Below are 14,977 nucleotides of genomic sequence, written 5' to 3' on the forward strand. Positions count from 1 at the left end.
TTCAGCCCAGCATCTTCTCGATGATGCGCCAGTGCGCGGGCTCGACCGGCGTGATCGACAGCCGGTTGCCCTTGCGCAGCACGACGAGGTCCGCCAGCTCGGGCCTGGCGCGCAGCTCGGGCAGCGGCAGCAGCCGCGTCTTGCGCACGGCCTGCACGTCGACCAGCAGCCAGCGCGGATCGTCCTTCTTCGACGCCGGGTCGTAGTAGGGCGACTTGGGGTCGAACTGCGTCGGGTCGGGCTTGATGCCCGAGGCCACGCGCGCAATGCCCGCGATGCCGGGCTCGGGGCAGCTCGAGTGATAGAACAGCACGCCGTCGCCGACCTTCATGCCGTCGCGCATGAAGTTGCGTGCCTGATAGTTGCGCACGCCGGTCCACGCCACGGTGGCGTTGGGCGCGGCGAGCGCATCGTCGATCGAGACCTCGTCGGGCTCGGATTTCATCAACCAGTAATTGGGCATGGTCCCGTTATGGTGTCACATAGTCGGAAACCACGACCCATTTCCCGTCCTTGATCTGCGACAGGCGGGACTGATCGTTGCCCAGGCGCTTGGTGGCGGTGTAGCTGCTCTTCGGGCTGCCGAACATGTCGGGCTCGAAGGTCATGCTGTCCATGGCCTTGATGAAGCTGTCGGTCGTGAGGTTCGGGCCGGCCTTCTGCGCCGCCTTGATGAACGAATCGATGATGACGTAGCCGTACACCGAGAACACCGTCGGGTCTTCGTTGAACTTGGTCTTGTACTTGTTGGCCCAGAAGCGCAGCGGCTGCGACTGCTCGTCGGTGTAGGGGTTCTGCACCGTCATGGTGGCGTAGATGCCGTCCATCGCCTTGCCGCCGAGCTTGTGGATCAGGTCGGTGTAGGACGCGCTCGAACCCAGGAAGGTCGGGTTGAAGCCGGTCTTGCGCGCCTCGCCCACGGTGCCGATGGTCTCGCGGATGATGGTGCCGAGCACCACGAGGTCGCAATTGGCGGCCTTCATCTTGGCGACCTGCGAGCTGAAGTCGGTGGCGCCCCGCTTGAACGAGGTTTTTTCGGCCAGTTCCATGCCGGCGGTCTTCAGGCCCGCCTCGGCGCCGCGCTGCACCTCGAGCCCGAACTCGTCGTCCTGGTAGATGGTGCAGACCTTCTTGGCGCCCTTCTCCTTGATCATCTTGGGCAACGCCAGGCGGATCTGGTCGTAGTAGGTAGCGGCGAACGAATACTTGAGCCGGTTCAGCGGCTCGTACATTTCGCGCGCCGCGGTGATCGGCATGAAGTTGACGATGTTCTTCTCGAACTGCACCGGCATGGCCGCCATGTTCTGCGCGGTGCCGATGTGGCCGGCCATGATGAAGATCTTCTCCTGGTTGACCAGCTTCTGCGCCGCGAGCACGGCCTTCTTCGGGTCGTAGCCCGAGTCCTCGACGAAGAGCTTGAGCTTGCGGCCATTGATGCTGCCCTGCTCGTTGAGTTCGTCCACGCGCAGTTGCATGCCGTTGCGCGCCTGCTTGCCGAAGCCCGCGAGCGGGCCCGACAGGTCCTGGATGGTGCCGATGCGGATCTCGTCCTTGCCCACGCCCTGTTGCTGCTGCGCCGACGCGAACGCTGCGGCCAGGCCCAGCACGGCCAGGGTCGTCACTGTCTTGAGCTTCATGGGGTTGTCTCCTCGGGTTGGCGAAAAATGGATCAGCGGTGAATCAGCGGTACATGGCCTCGATGCGCTCGGCGTACTTGGCCTGGACCAGCTTGCGCTTGAGCTTCATCGTCGGCGTGAGCTCCTCGTCCTCGGCGGAGAGCTGTGTTTCGAGCAGGAAGAACTTCTTGATCTGCTCGACCCGTGCAAACTTCGCGTTGACGCGGTCGATCTCGCCCTGGATCAGGTCCAGCACCTCCTGCGCGCGCGTCAGGCTCTCGTAGTTGCCGAACGGCACGTCGTGGTCCTGCGCAAACTTCTCGACGTTCTCCTGGTCGATCATGACGATCACCGTGAGGTAGGGTTTCTTGTCGCCGATCACCACTGCGTCGGTGATGTAGGGGCTGAACTTGAGCTCGTTCTCCAGCTCGCTCGGCGTGATGTTCTTCCCCCCTGCCGTGATGATGATGTCCTTCATGCGGTCGGTGATGCGGAAATACCCTTCCGCGTCGACCGTCCCCACGTCGCCGGTGTGCAGCCAGCCGTCGGCGTCGATGGTCTCGGCGGTCTTCTCGGGCAGGTTGAGGTAGCCCATGAAGACATTGGGGCCGCGCACCAGGATCTCGCCGGTCTTCGGATCGAGGCGCACCTCGTTGTAGCTGGTGGCCGGGCCGATCGACCCCGGCCGGATGCGCGAGGGCGGCACGCCCGTGGAGGCGCCGCACGATTCCGTCATGCCCCAGACCTCGAGCATGGGCACGCCCAGCGCCAGGTACCAGCGCACGAGCTCGGGCGAGATCGGCGCCGCGCCGGTCACGAGGAAGCGCGCGCGGTGGATGCCGATGAGCTTGCGCACGTTGTCGAGCGCGAGCCAGCGCGCCAGCCGGAACTTCAAGCGCAGCCAGGCGCCCACCGGCCGGCCCTCGAGCACGCGATCGGCGATCTGCCGGCCGACGCCGATGCTCCAGCCGTAGGCGGCCTGCTGCAGGCGGCTGGCTTCCTTCAGCGCAATCATCACGCCCGAATAGAACTTCTCCCACACGCGCGGCACGGCGGTGAACACGGTGGGCGAAATCTCGCGCACGTTCTCGGGCACCGTCTCCGGGTTCTCGACGAAGTTGAGGATCGAGCCGGTGTACATCGCAAAGTATTCGCCGCCCATGCGCTCGGCGATGTGGCACAGCGGCAGGAAGCACATGCGCTCGTCGCCCTCGCCCTGGGCCAGCAGGGTGTTGTAGCCGCGCATGGTGTAGACCAGCCCGCGATGGCTGTGCATCGCGCCCTTGGGCTTGCCGGTGGTGCCCGAGGTGTAGACCAGGATCGCGAGGTCTTCGGGCCGGCAGGCGGCAATGCGCTGCGCCAGCGCCTGCGGATGGGCCTGCAGGTGGTCGCGGCCGAGTGCGCGCAGGGCATCCAGGCTGATGACGCCGGGGTCGTCGAGCTCGCGCAGGCCTTCCATGTCGAACACCACGACCTTGCGCAGCATCGGCAATTGCGCGCGCACCTCGAGCGCCTTGTCGAGCTGCTCGTCGTCCTCGACGAAGAGCACGGTGGTGCGCGAGTCCTCGCAGAGGTAGTGCACCTGCGAGGCCGCGTCGGTGGGATAGATGCCGTTGGACACGCCGCCGCAGCTGAGCACGGCCACGTCGCACAGCACCCACTCGATGACGGTGTTGGCAAGGATCGACGCGCGCTCGCCCTGGCCGAAGCCCAGCGCCAGCAGGCCGCCCGCGATCTCGCGCACGGCCTCGGCGGTTTGCCGCCAGGTCCAGGCGCGCCAGATGCCGAATTCCTTCTGCCGCATCCAGACCTTGTCGGCGCGCAGCTCCACGGCCTTCCAGAACACGGCCGGGATGGTGTCGCCCGGCACGGCGATGCCCGGACTCGGCTGCAGGTGCGCGAGGTCCCAGAGGCCGGCGGGAGCGCGCAGGGTGGTTGTGCTCATGCCGTCATCTCCAGGTCTTCTTCTTTTTCCAGCGCCGCTCGCCGCGCACGCCGTCGTCCTTGACGCCGAGATAGAACTCCTTGATGTCTTCCTTCTCGCGCAGGCGTTCGCAGGTGTCTTCCATGACGATGCGGCCGTTCTCGAGCACGTAGCCGTGGTCGGAGGCGTCGAGCGCCATGTTGGCGTTCTGCTCGACCAGCAGGATGGTGGTGCCGCGTTCGCGGTTGATGCGCACGACGATCTCGAAGATCTCCTTCGTCAGCTTGGGGCTGAGGCCGAGGCTGGGTTCGTCGAGCAGGATGAGATGCGGCGCGGCCATGATGGCGCGCGAGATGGCGAGCATCTGCTGCTGGCCGCCCGAGAGCAGGCCCGCATCCTGCGTGGCGCGCTCGCGCAGGATCGGAAAGTAGGCATAGACGCTTTCCATGTCGCGCGCCACGCCGTCGCGGTCCTTGCGGGTGTAGGCGCCCATCAGCAGGTTGTCCTTCACCGACAGCAGCGGGAACACCTCGCGGCCTTCGGGCACATGGCTCAGGCCCTGCTGGACGATGTGGGCCGGGTCCTTGGCGGTGATGTCCTTGCCCTGGAATTCGATGCTGCCTTTTCTCGGGTCGATGATTCCGGAGATCGTTTTGAGGATGGTTGTTTTTCCTGCGCCGTTCGAACCCAGGACGGTCACTATTTCGCCCTGCCTGACCTTCAGGCTCACGCCACGGATGGCCTTGATGGGGCCGTAGGCGCTTTCGACGTTGAGCAACTGGAGGACGACGTCGGTCACTTCGTTGTCCCTCGAGTTTTCGACAAGGGCGGGGAGCGGCGTTGGGGCCCATGCCCCGGGCGGGCCGACGTCACCGGCCCTTCGGGCTTCCCTGCGCTGCTCACGCCAAGCGGGGTCTCGCAGAACTCGCTTCGATCAAACAGCTGCGAGCCCTGATCCGCTTGTCGCTCCGCTGCTCGGCGGTGCCTCAACGGCCCGCCCGGGGCATGGGCCCCAACGCCGTGGGCACGCTCAGGGTGGTTCCACCTCCGCTCGAGCCCGGTGTGCGGTGCGGGGCGGGCGCCCCCTCTGTGCCGCTGAGGAGCGCAGCTTTCCGCGGATAAGGGCTCGCCCTTGTTTGAGCGAAGCGAGTTTGGGCGAGACCCCGCGGAAGGCGAGCACCGGAAGGGAGCCCGAAGGGCCGGCATAGTGGGGGCGACCGCGCCGCACCGCATACCGGGCGTCTCCAACGAAGCAGCGAACAAGACATTCACGCCGCCACCCTCCTCAAGCTGCTCACGTCATCCACAGTCCCAAGATAGGCCTCGACAACACGCGCATCCGCCTGCACCTCGCGCGGCGTACCGGTGGCCAAGACTTCGCCCATGTTCATGGCCAGCACGCGGTCCGACACCTTCGACACCAAAGACATGTCGTGCTCGACCATCAGCACCGAAACGCCCAGTTCATGCTGGATGTCCTGGATCCAGAACGCCATGTCCGCCGTCTCTTCGACGTTGAGCCCTGAAGAAGGCTCGTCGAGCAGCAGCAGCTTCGGCTCGGTGCACAGCGCACGCGCGAGCTCCACCACCTTGCGCACGCCATACGGCAAGCCGGCCACCATCGAGTCGCGATGATGCTGCAGGTCCAGCAGGTCGATCACCTGCTCCGCCTTCTCGCGCGCCGCAATCTCCGCACGCCGCGTGGCGGGCGTGAAGAACACCTCGCTCCAGAACCCCGTCTGCCGGTGCGTGTGGCGGCCGATCAGCAGGTTGTGCAGCACCGTCGCGTGTTCGAACAGCTCGATGTTCTGGAAGGTGCGCGCAATGCCCAGTGCCGCAATCGCGTGCGGTGCCTGCTGCGTCAGCGCCAAGGGCCCCGCGGCCTCGCCATGCCACGTGATCTCGCCCATCGTCGGCGTGTAGATCCGGCTGATCAGGTTGAACACCGTCGTCTTGCCCGCGCCGTTCGGGCCGATCAGCGTGAACACCTCGCCGCGGCGCACGTCGAAGCTCACCTTGTTGACCGCGAGCACGCCGCCGAAGCGCACGCTCAGGTCCTTGGCCGAAAGAAGAACGTCGCCGCTGCTGCTGCTCGTCATCTCAGGCGATCCGACTTGGTGAACGACTTCTGCCGCTTGAACAGGCCCTTGCGGTAGAACGGGAAGAGCTGCAGCCAGGTGCGGATCTTGAGCCAGCGGCCATACAGCCCCAGCGGCTCGAACAGCACGAACGCGATCAGCACCACGCCGTACACCAGCCCCTGCAGCCCCGGTGCCTGGCCGACCACGGCCGGCAGCCAGTCTTTGCCCATCGAGATCAGCTGCGGCATCGCAATCAGGAAGATCGCGCCCAGGAACGCGCCATGCACCGAGCCCAGGCCGCCGATCACCACCATCAGCAGCAGGTCGATCGACTGCAGGATGTTGAACTGGTCCGGCGAGATGAAGCTCAGCTTGTGCGCATACAGTGCGCCGCCCAGCCCCGCGAGCGCGGCCGAGATCGCGAACGACATCGTCTTGTAGCGCGCCAGGTGAATGCCCATGCTCTGCGCCGAGATCTCCGAATCGCGGATCGCGACGAAGGCGCGGCCGGTCGGCGAGCGCAGCAGGTTCAGGATGCCGAGCGTGCTGAGCACCGCCACCACCAGGCACAGAAAGTAGAAGCCGTTGCCCGACCCGAGCGACCAGCCGAAGAGCTGCGGCGGCTTCACATGCAGCCCCGCGTTGCCGCCCGTCACGCTCTCCCAGCGCGCGAACACTTCCTCCACGATGAAGCCGAACGACAGCGTGGCGATGCCCAGGTAGATGCCCTTCACGCGCAGGGCCGGCAGCGCGACCACCACGCCCACCGCCGCCGACAGCGCCGCGGCCGCGAGCAGCGCCATCGGAAACGGCACACCCAGGTTCGTCAGCACGCCCTGCGTGTAGGCACCCGCGCCAAGGAACGCCGCGTGCCCGATCGAGAACTGCCCCGTGAAGCCCGCCAGCAGCATCAGGCCCAGGCCGACGATGCCGTAGATCAGCACGAAGGTCAGCTGCGCGAGCCAGTACTCGTCGATCGCCCAGGGTGCGACGACGAGGAACGCGGCGAGCAGGCCATACCAGAACACATGGCCGCCGTGCCGCGCGAGGCGGATGTCCTGGTCGTAGCTGGTCTTGAAGATGAAGCGCATGAATCAGGTCCGTCGCCGGGCCGCCCCAAGGCGGACCTGCGCACCCTCGGGGGGCAGCGAGTACACGAAGTGACGAGCGTGGGGGCACATGCTTCTAGACTTTTTTTCGCAGCTTCTCGCCGAACAATCCGTTGGGCTTGATCATCAGCATCAGCAGCACCACGATGTACGGGGCCGTGTCCTTGAAGCCGTCGGGCAGGTAGAAGCCCGCGAACGATTCGACGATGCCGATCACCAGCCCGCCGACGATCGCGCCCGGCAGGCTGCCGAAGCCGCCCACCACCGCGGCCGGAAAGGCCTTGAGCCCGATGAAGCCCATGTTGGCGTGCACGAAGGTGATGGGCGCGAGCAGCATGCCGGCAATGGCCGCGACCGCCGCCGCGAGCCCCCACACCAATCCGTTCAGGCGCTTCACCGGAATGCCCATGTAGTACGCCGCGAGCTGGTTCTGCGACGAGGCCTGCATCGCGATGCCGAGCTTGCTATAGCGGAACATCGCGAACAGCAGGGCGCAGAGGATGGCCGTGGCAACGATGATCGCGAGCTGTTCGAGGTTGACCACCAGTTCGCCCAGCTTCCAGATCTGGTCCTTGTAGGGCACGGGCAGCGTGTGGGTGTCGGTACCGATGCCCGGCACCATGGTGATGAGCCCGCGCGCCACGTAGGCGATGCCGATGGTCAGCATCACGATGGAGAACTGCGGCTGGCCGAGGATCGGGCGGATCACCACCAGCTCTAGCAGCACGCCGAAGGCCGCCATCGCCACCACCGCCAGCAGGGCCGCGAGCCAGAACGGCAGGCCGAGCAGCGACATGCCGGCAAACGCACCGAAGGCGCCGAGCATCATCAGGTCGCCCTGCGCGAAGCTCACGGTTTCGGTGGCCTTGTAGATCAGCACGAAGCCCAGCGCGATCAGCCCGTAGATGCAACCTTGCGCAATGCCCGACAGCAGGAGTTGGAGGATCTGCATGGGGCCTCTTCTTGCGGCTAGTGCCTGAAGCCGCCGGCCGCGTCGTGCAGCGCGAGGCGGCGGGAACCCGCCAGGATGTCGCTGGGCTTCAGGCCGTAGACCTGGCGGATCGAGTGGCTGAAGTGCGTCGAATCGGGGTAGCCGGTGTCCAGCGCGATGTCGGTCAGCGTGCCGGCCTGGCGCACGTAGCGCAGCAGGCTGCGCGCGCGCTTCCAGGCGCGGAAGGCGCGGAACGCCATGCCGGTTTCCTGCTTGAACAGATGCAGGAAGCGCGAGAAGGAAAGATGCACCGAGGCCGCGCAGTCTTCGGCCGAGGCGGGTGCGGCCGGGTCGGCGTTGATGGCGTCGATCACCTTGCGGATGCGCGCATCGAGCGCGCGCGGCGCCAGCGGCTCGCCGAAGAACAGCGCATCGAAATCGAAGCCCTCGATATTCATGCCGCGGCCCGACGCGGCAAGCAGGTGCGCATGGGCATCGTGCATGCGCCGCACGAAGGCTGGCGCATCGACCGGACCGCAGTGCTGCATGAAGGCCGGCATGCGGGCGGGATCGACCGACTCCGATTCGATCAGCAGGTTGAAGATGAGCGGATGCGCGCTTTCCACGCGGTGCGGCACCTGCGGCGGCACCACCAGCAGTTCGCCCGTCTGCCAGGCGCCGCCGCCGATGCACAGGCGGTTCGGCGGCGCGCCCGCGGGCGACACGTACACGCCGTGCCCGCCCATCGTGCGCTCGGCCGCGGCCCCGAGCAGCCCGGCGTAGAACACGCGCTGGTGCGTGAGCCACATCAGGCGCTCCCCGCGCTGCGCGCCGCCGCTTTCGGGCGGCGCCGTCTTCGTTCGCTGCATGGTGTCTGTCTCCTGCATCGGGCCGCCGCCGGCCTGGGGCCGGCGTTGCGTTGGCTGGATCGTAGCGGCGGGGGCCGGCTGCGCGGCGTGCATTTGCGCGGGGACTTTCCCTAGGCGAGCGCGCGGCGAAGCTCGGCGCAGCACAGCGCGATGGCCGTATCGGCCTCGTCGAGCACCTTGCCCATGGTGATGAAGCCGTGGATCTGGCGCTCGAAGCAGACGTACGCGGCGCGGTTGCCGGCGGCGGTCAATGCCTCGGCGTAGGCCATGCCTTCGTCGCGCAGCGGGTCGTAGCCGGCCGTGAGCACCAGCGCGGGCGGCAGGCGGGAGAGATCGGCATGCAGCAGCGGCGACGCGCGCCAGTCGAGGTCGTGCAGGGGGTCGTCGATGTAGTGGTCGTGGAAGTAGGCCATCGTGTCGCGGGTCAGGAGGTAGCCCTGGCCGTTGGCCTGGTGCGAGGGATGGCCGCGGCGCATGTCGGTGGCCGGATAGATCAGCAGCTGGAAGGCGATGGGCAGGTCGCCGGCATCGCGCGCCGCAATGGCCGCCACCGCCGCGAGGTTGCCGCCCGCGCTGTCGCCGCCCACCGCGAGGCGGCCGGCATCGAGGCCGAGCGAGGCGGCCTCGCGGCGCACCCAGCGGGTGGCGGCCAGCACGTCGTCGACCGCGGCCGGGAAGCGGTGCTCAGGCCCCATGCGGTAGTCGACCGACACGACCGCGCAGCCCGCGCCGTTGGCGAGCGAGCGGCACAGCACGTCATGCGTGTCGAGGTCGCCGATGACCCAGCCGCCGCCGTGGAAGTACACGAGCACCGGCAGCGCGGCACCGGGCGTGGAGCCCAGCGGGCGGTAGAGGCGCACCGGGATGGTGCCGTGCGGCCCGTCGGCGTTCAGCTCGCGGACTTCGGCGACCGGCGGGGCCTCGGGTTGGGTGGTGGTGCGGCGCTCGCGATAGAAGGCGCGCGCCTCGGCCGGCGAAAGCGTGTGGGTCGGCGGGATGCCGCGCGCCTCGATGAAGTCGAGCAAGGTGCGCGCCTGGGGATGCAGCATGGTGTCTCCGGTGGATCGGTCCGACCATGCCCGCGCCGCCCTGGCGCGGCTTGCGAAAACTGGCTAAGCCTTGCGCGGCTTCACGCGCGAGGCGGCATCCTTGGCAAGCCTGCGGGCCGTGCCGGTGTCGGCCGCATGCACCAGCGCCACGCCCATGCGGCGCTTGGCAAAGCTCTCGGGCTTGCCGAACAGGCGGATGTCGCTGCCGGGCACCCGCAGCGCCTCGGCCACGCCGTCGAAGGCAATGCCGGTGGCATCGACGCCGCCATAGATCACCGCGCTCGCGCCCGGGCTCTTGAGCGAGGTGTCCACCGGCAGGCCGAGGATGGCGCGCGCATGCAGCTCGAACTCGTTCTGCCATTGCGTGGCCATGGTCACCATGCCGGTGTCGTGCGGACGCGGGCTCACTTCGCTGAACCAGACCTCGTCGCCCTTCACGAACAGCTCGACGCCGAACAGGCCCTGGCCGCCGAGGTCGGACGTGACGGCCTCGGCAATCTGCTGCGCCTTCTGCAGCGCGGCCGGCGCCATGGGGTGCGGCTGCCAGCTTTCGACGTAGTCGCCGCTCACCTGCACATGGCCGATGGGTTCGCAGAACCGGGTCTGCACCGCGCCGGCCGCGTCCTTGGCACGCACGGTCAGCAGCGTGATCTCGTAGTCGAAGTCGATGAAGCCTTCGACGATCACGCGGCCGTGGCTCACGCGGCCGCCGGCCATGGCGTAGTCCCAGGCCTTCTGCACGTCGGCCGGGCCGTCGATCTTGCTCTGGCCCTTGCCGGAGCTGCTCATCACGGGCTTGACGATGCAGGGGTAGCCGATGCCGGCGTCGATGGCCGCCTGCAGCTCGGCCAGCGAGTCGCAGAACTTGTAGGGGCTGGTGGGCACGCCCAGCGTCTCGGCGGCCAGGCGGCGGATGCCTTCGCGGTCCATCGTGAGGCGGGCGGCGCGGGCCGTGGGAATCACGCGCACCACGCCGGCGTCTTCGAGCTGCTGCAGCATCGGCGTGGCGATGGCCTCGATCTCGGGCACCACCAGCGTGGGCTTCTCGGCCTCGATCAGCGCCTTGAGCTGCTCGGGGTCGCTCATGGTGATGGTGCGCGCATGGTGGGCCACCTGCTGGCCGGGCGCGTTCTCGTAGCGGTCGACCGCGATGGTCTCCACGCCCAGGCGCTGCAGCGCAATCAGCACCTCCTTGCCGAGTTCGCCGGAGCCCAGCAGCATCACGCGGGTGGCCGAGGGGGAAAGAGGAGTGCCGAGGGTGGTCATGGTCGGAGTCGAAAAGAGGGGAAGAAAAAGCAATCGCCGCACTGTAAGCCACCCGCGCACCGCCCGTGTCACGCGCGGCAACGGCGCGCCGGCGGGGCTGCTTCACAATCGATCTCCTGCCGCGGTGGCGCGTCCACCCGCTCGCTTTTTTTCCGCTTTTATTCTTCAAGGAGTTTTCTCATGACGATTCAGACCGTCGGCATCATCGGCGCCGGAACAATGGGCAACGGCATTGCGCAGGCCTGCGCGGTGTCGGGCGTCAACGTGGTGATGATCGATGTCGCGCAGGCGGCGGTCGACAAGGGCCTGGCCACCGTCTCGGGCAGCCTGGACCGCCTGATCAAGAAGGAAAAGCTCACGGCCGGGCAGAAGGCCGCCGCGCTTGCGCTCATCAAGGGCTCGACCGATTACAACGACCTGAAGGGCGCGCAGCTGGTGATCGAGGCCGCCACCGAGAACCACGCACTCAAGCTCAAGATCCTCAAGCAGGTCGACGAACTGGTGGCGCCCGAGGTGATCATCGCCTCCAACACCTCGTCGATCTCGATCACGCAGCTCGCGGCCGCCACCTCGCGCCCCGACCGCTTCATCGGCATGCACTTCTTCAACCCGGTGCCGATGATGGCGCTGGTGGAGCTGATCCGCGGCTACCTCACGAGCGACGCCACGCACGATGCGGTCAAGGCGCTGGCCGAGAAGCTGGGCAAGTCGCCCATCACTGTGAAGAACGCACCGGGCTTCGTGGTCAACCGCATCCTGGTGCCGATGATCAACGAGGCTTTCTTCGTGCTGTCCGAAGGCATCGCCACGGCCGAGGACATCGACGCCGGCATGAAGCTGGGCTGCAACCAGCCGATCGGCCCGCTGGCGCTGGCCGACATGATCGGCCTGGACGTGTGCCTGGCCGTGATGGAGGTCTACCTCGAGCAGTTCGGCGACTCCAAGTACCGGCCGTGCCCGCTGCTGAAGGAGATGGTCGCGGCGGGCCAGCTCGGCCGCAAGACAGGCCGCGGCGTGTACGCCTACTGATCCAGCGTTCGACAAAAACAAGGAGACAAGCGCCATGACCGCCATACCCACCACGCCACCGGCAGAAGGCTGCATCGACACCCAGGTGATCGGCCACGTGCTCTTGATCGGCATCAACCGGCCCGCCAAGCGCAACGGCTGGACGCCGCCGATGTTCCGGCAGCTGGCCGAGGCCTACACCCGGCTGGACGACGACCCCGAACTGCGCGTGGGCGTGCTGCATGCCTTCGGCGACCACTTCACGGCCGGGCTCGACCTGCCGGCGGTCACCGAGTACATGAAGCGCGGCGAGAAGGCGGTGCCGGCGGGCCTCGTCGAGCCGCATGATTTCGGCCTGCCCGGCTACCGCCGCCGCACCAAGCCGATGGTGGCGGCGGTGAAGGGCATCTGCTTCACGGTGGGCATCGAGCTGATGCTGGGCGCCGACATCGTGGTGGCGGCCGACAACTGCCGCTTCTCGCAGATGGAAGTGCAGCGCGGCATCATGGCCACGGGCGGCGCCACGCTGCGCATGGCCGAGCGCGCGGGCGTGGGCAACGCCATGCTGCACCTGCTGACGGCCGACGAGTTCGACAGCGCCGAAGCCTATCGCCTGAACTTCGTGCAGAAGGTGGTGCCGGCCGGGCAGGAGCTCGACGCGGCGCTGGCCATTGCGCAGCGCATCGCGGCGCAGGCCCCGCTGGCGGTGGTGGCCACGCGGCTCAACGTGATCAAGGCCGTCGAACAGGGACCGCTCGCAGCCGTGTCGGAATTCATCGAGACGCAAAAGCGCCTCTCGAACAGCGAGGACGCGGCCGAAGGCGTGCGCTCCTTTGTCGAGCGCCGGCCCGCGCGCTTCAGCGGCCGCTGAGACGACGACGATGATGACGATCCACTTCAAACGCACGGCGCTCGCCGCCGCCTTCGCACTGCTCGCCGTGAACACCACCACCTCCCTGGCCCAGGCGCCCGCCACCTCCCCTCCCGATCCCGCGGCCACCTCGGTCGAGGCGATGGGCTGGATGAAGGGCTTTCCGCCCCCGCCCGACAGGCTCATCACCTTCGACGATCCGGCGGGCGGCGTGTTTCCGCGCACGCGCTGGAGCTTCTCGCATGTGCGCGAAACCGTGCCCACGGCCAACGTGTGGCGCGGCAGCGGCGCGCCGAGTCCCCTGCCGGCGGCGCCGCGCAGCGATCTCGAGGCCGTGACCTTCAAGCCGCTGGGCAGCGAGGAGACGCTGAGCTTCGGCCAGATGATCCCGCGCACCTACACCGACGGCATCCTGGTGCTGCACCGCGGCCGCGTGGTCTACGAAAAGTACTTCGGCGCCCTCACGCCCGAGCGGCCGCACATTGCGATGTCGGTCACCAAGTCCTTTGTCGGCACGCTGGCGGCCATCCTCGCGGACGAGGGCAGGCTCGACCCGTCGGCGCCGGTCACGCGCTACCTGCCCGAGCTCAAGGACACGGCCTACGGCGACGCCACGGTGCGCCAGGTGATGGACATGACCATCGGCGTGCACTACTCGGAAAACTACGCCGACCCGAAGGCCGAGATCTGGGACTACGCGCGCGCCGGTGGCATGCTGGCGCAGGGCCCGAACTACACGGGCCCGAAGTCCTTCTACGAATTCCTCGCCACGCTGAAGAAGGAAGGCGCGCACGACGCCGCCTTCGCCTACAAGACGGTGAACGCCGAGGTGCTCGCCTGGATCCTGCGCCGCGCCAGCGGCCAGCCGCTCGCCGACCTGCTGAGCGAGAAGATCTGGCGCCGCATCGGTGCCGAGCAGGACGCCTACTTCATGGTCGACCGCATCGGCACCGAGTCGGGCGGCGGCGGCCTCAACACCGTGCTGCGCGACCTGGCGCGCTTCGGCGAGACCATGCGCAACGGCGGCCGCGCGCTCAACGGGCAGCAGGCCATTCCCAAGGCGGTGGTCGAGGACATCGCGCGCGGCGCCGACCCGGCCAAGTTCGCCAAGGCCGGCTACGCGCTGCTGCCGGGCTGGTCGTACCGCAACATGTGGTGGGTCACGCACAACCCGCACGGCGCCTACATGGCGCGCGGCATCCACGGCCAGAGCATCTATGTCGATCCGAAGGCGGAAATGGTGATCGTGCGCTATGCCGCGCACCCGGTGGCGGCCAGTGCGGGCAACGATCCGCTCACGCTGCCGGCCTTCCAGGCCGTGGCCGAGGCGCTGATGCGGCCCTGACCGAGGCCCTGGATGGGGTCAGCCCCGCGCCTGGGCGATCACCAGCAGGCCGTCCATGATCAGGCTCTCGACCAGTTCGAAATGCCCGTTCATCACGGGCGCCATCTTCCAGCCCGCGCCGCCGGTCATGTAGCAGGCCGGCTCGGCGCCGCAGTGCGAGCGCACGTGCTGCACCATGCGCTCGACTGCACCGGCAATGGCATAGGTACCCCCGCTGGTGAGCGCGTCGCTGGTGTTGGTGGGGAATTCGCGCACCTCTCCGGTCGGCACGTGCAGGCCCGCGGTGCCCGACTCCAGCGCGCGCAGCATGATGCCGTGGCCCGGCAGGATCAGCCCGCCCAGGAACTTGCCGCCGGCATCGATGGCCTCGACCGTCACGGCGGTGCCGATCATCACCACCACCATCGGCCGCGCCGACCCCGCGTCCAGCATCCGGTGGCGCGCGCCGATCATCGCCACCCAGCGGTCGGCGCCCAGCCGCGTGGGATGGTCGTAGCCATTGACGATGCCGGCCTCGGCCGCGCTCGACACCACCCAGCGCGGCGCGCAGTCGAAGCGCTCGACGATCTGCTCCTCGGCGCGGCGGCGCACCGCGTCGCCGGCCACCACGCAGCCGAGCATGGAGCCGGGCGCGGGCAGGTCGGCCCAGGGGCCGTCGGCCAGCCGCTCGATGTGGTCGAGGAACTCCGCCCCATGCGCCTGCAGCGCGGCCCCCGGATGCGCCGCATCGTAGAGCGCCCATTTGAGGCGGGTATTGCCGATGTCGATCGCGAGGAAGGGGGATGCCATGGGCGGGATTATTGCGACTTTGTTGTCGCGGATGCTGGCGCATCGTTGACACACGCGGCGCGGACCTACGCGGCCGTGCCCGGTTTCGCCGCTACATTCGCGATTCCCCTCAACCAAGG

At 67.9% G+C, this 14,977-nt stretch carries 14 protein-coding genes; 3 read left to right on the forward strand and 11 right to left on the reverse strand.

Annotated elements, in window-relative coordinates:
- Position 1: 1 nt before the first annotated feature.
- The 10 genes from AC1DMS_RS28645 to purT form a co-directional block, all read right to left on the reverse strand.
- Positions 2-463, reverse strand: a complete 462-nt coding sequence (locus tag AC1DMS_RS28645; RefSeq protein WP_369663696.1) for an EVE domain-containing protein — start codon at positions 461-463, stop codon at positions 2-4.
- A 7-nt stretch (positions 464-470) separates the two neighbouring features.
- Complete coding sequence (locus AC1DMS_RS28650; protein WP_018905086.1) at positions 471-1,637, reverse strand: ABC transporter substrate-binding protein; 1,167 nt, start codon at positions 1,635-1,637, stop codon at positions 471-473.
- 43 nt (positions 1,638-1,680) lie between these two features.
- Entirely contained in the window at positions 1,681-3,561 is a 1,881-nt protein-coding gene (locus AC1DMS_RS28655; RefSeq protein ID WP_369663698.1) for an AMP-dependent synthetase/ligase, read from the reverse strand.
- Positions 3,562-3,565: 4 nt separating this feature from the next.
- A complete protein-coding gene (locus tag AC1DMS_RS28660) occupies positions 3,566-4,339 on the reverse strand; it encodes an ABC transporter ATP-binding protein (protein ID WP_478182027.1) in 774 nt (257 codons plus the stop codon).
- A 469-nt stretch (positions 4,340-4,808) separates the two neighbouring features.
- On the reverse strand, positions 4,809-5,639 hold the full coding sequence (locus AC1DMS_RS28665) for an ABC transporter ATP-binding protein (RefSeq protein ID WP_369663699.1): 831 nt from the start codon (positions 5,637-5,639) through the stop codon (positions 4,809-4,811).
- Complete coding sequence (locus AC1DMS_RS28670; protein WP_018905090.1) at positions 5,636-6,712, reverse strand: branched-chain amino acid ABC transporter permease; 1,077 nt, start codon at positions 6,710-6,712, stop codon at positions 5,636-5,638. Before AC1DMS_RS28670 ends, AC1DMS_RS28665 begins: the two co-directional genes overlap by 4 nt.
- 94 nt (positions 6,713-6,806) lie before the next feature.
- Positions 6,807-7,682: a branched-chain amino acid ABC transporter permease gene (locus AC1DMS_RS28675; RefSeq protein WP_369663700.1), complete on the reverse strand. Its 876-nt coding sequence runs from the start codon at positions 7,680-7,682 to the stop codon at positions 6,807-6,809.
- A 17-nt stretch (positions 7,683-7,699) separates the two neighbouring features.
- Positions 7,700-8,530 carry a helix-turn-helix domain-containing protein gene (locus AC1DMS_RS28680; protein WP_478182028.1) on the reverse strand — a complete coding sequence of 277 codons (831 nt, stop codon included), beginning with the start codon at positions 8,528-8,530 and terminating at the stop codon, positions 7,700-7,702.
- Positions 8,531-8,640: 110 nt separating this feature from the next.
- Complete coding sequence (locus AC1DMS_RS28685; protein ID WP_018905093.1) at positions 8,641-9,579, reverse strand: alpha/beta hydrolase; 939 nt, start codon at positions 9,577-9,579, stop codon at positions 8,641-8,643.
- Positions 9,580-9,642: 63 nt separating this feature from the next.
- A complete protein-coding gene (gene purT / locus AC1DMS_RS28690; protein WP_015867693.1) occupies positions 9,643-10,845 on the reverse strand; it encodes a formate-dependent phosphoribosylglycinamide formyltransferase in 1,203 nt (400 codons plus the stop codon).
- 180 nt (positions 10,846-11,025) lie between these two features.
- On the opposite strand from purT, the gene AC1DMS_RS28695 reads away from it, so the two are divergent.
- The 3 genes from AC1DMS_RS28695 to AC1DMS_RS28705 are packed head-to-tail and all read left to right on the forward strand — an operon-like array spanning position 11,026 to position 14,069.
- On the forward strand, positions 11,026-11,874 hold the full coding sequence (locus AC1DMS_RS28695; protein ID WP_436288178.1) for a 3-hydroxybutyryl-CoA dehydrogenase: 849 nt from the start codon (positions 11,026-11,028) through the stop codon (positions 11,872-11,874).
- A gap of 34 nt (positions 11,875-11,908) precedes the next feature.
- The gene (locus tag AC1DMS_RS28700) at positions 11,909-12,724 is read left to right on the forward strand and encodes a crotonase/enoyl-CoA hydratase family protein (protein ID WP_436288179.1); all 816 of its coding nucleotides are present in this window, start codon (positions 11,909-11,911) and stop codon (positions 12,722-12,724) included.
- 10 nt (positions 12,725-12,734) lie between these two features.
- A complete protein-coding gene (locus AC1DMS_RS28705; protein ID WP_436288180.1) occupies positions 12,735-14,069 on the forward strand; it encodes a serine hydrolase domain-containing protein in 1,335 nt (444 codons plus the stop codon).
- A gap of 18 nt (positions 14,070-14,087) precedes the next feature.
- On the opposite strand, the gene AC1DMS_RS28710 is transcribed toward AC1DMS_RS28705, so the two are convergent.
- Positions 14,088-14,858, reverse strand: a complete 771-nt coding sequence (locus AC1DMS_RS28710; RefSeq protein ID WP_436288181.1) for a type III pantothenate kinase — start codon at positions 14,856-14,858, stop codon at positions 14,088-14,090.
- Between the last annotated feature and the right edge of the window lie 119 nt (positions 14,859-14,977).

Source organism: Variovorax sp. 05T418 (assembly GCF_056396385.1).

Coding starts and splice junctions, on each gene's coding strand:
- AC1DMS_RS28645 (WP_369663696.1), bottom strand. CDS start 463: ATGCCCAATTACTGGTTGATGAAATCCGAGCCCGACGAGGTCTCGATC.
- AC1DMS_RS28650 (WP_018905086.1), bottom strand. CDS start 1,637: ATGAAGCTCAAGACAGTGACGACCCTGGCCGTGCTGGGCCTGGCCGCA.
- AC1DMS_RS28655 (WP_369663698.1), bottom strand. CDS start 3,561: ATGAGCACAACCACCCTGCGCGCTCCCGCCGGCCTCTGGGACCTCGCG.
- AC1DMS_RS28665 (WP_369663699.1), bottom strand. CDS start 5,639: ATGACGAGCAGCAGCAGCGGCGACGTTCTTCTTTCGGCCAAGGACCTG.
- AC1DMS_RS28670 (WP_018905090.1), bottom strand. CDS start 6,712: ATGCGCTTCATCTTCAAGACCAGCTACGACCAGGACATCCGCCTCGCG.
- AC1DMS_RS28675 (WP_369663700.1), bottom strand. CDS start 7,682: ATGCAGATCCTCCAACTCCTGCTGTCGGGCATTGCGCAAGGTTGCATC.
- AC1DMS_RS28680 (WP_478182028.1), bottom strand. CDS start 8,530: ATGCAGCGAACGAAGACGGCGCCGCCCGAAAGCGGCGGCGCGCAGCGC.
- AC1DMS_RS28685 (WP_018905093.1), bottom strand. CDS start 9,579: ATGCTGCATCCCCAGGCGCGCACCTTGCTCGACTTCATCGAGGCGCGC.
- purT (WP_015867693.1), bottom strand. CDS start 10,845: ATGACCACCCTCGGCACTCCTCTTTCCCCCTCGGCCACCCGCGTGATG.
- AC1DMS_RS28695 (WP_436288178.1), top strand. CDS start 11,026: ATGACGATTCAGACCGTCGGCATCATCGGCGCCGGAACAATGGGCAAC.
- AC1DMS_RS28700 (WP_436288179.1), top strand. CDS start 11,909: ATGACCGCCATACCCACCACGCCACCGGCAGAAGGCTGCATCGACACC.
- AC1DMS_RS28705 (WP_436288180.1), top strand. CDS start 12,735: ATGATGACGATCCACTTCAAACGCACGGCGCTCGCCGCCGCCTTCGCA.
- AC1DMS_RS28710 (WP_436288181.1), bottom strand. CDS start 14,858: ATGGCATCCCCCTTCCTCGCGATCGACATCGGCAATACCCGCCTCAAA.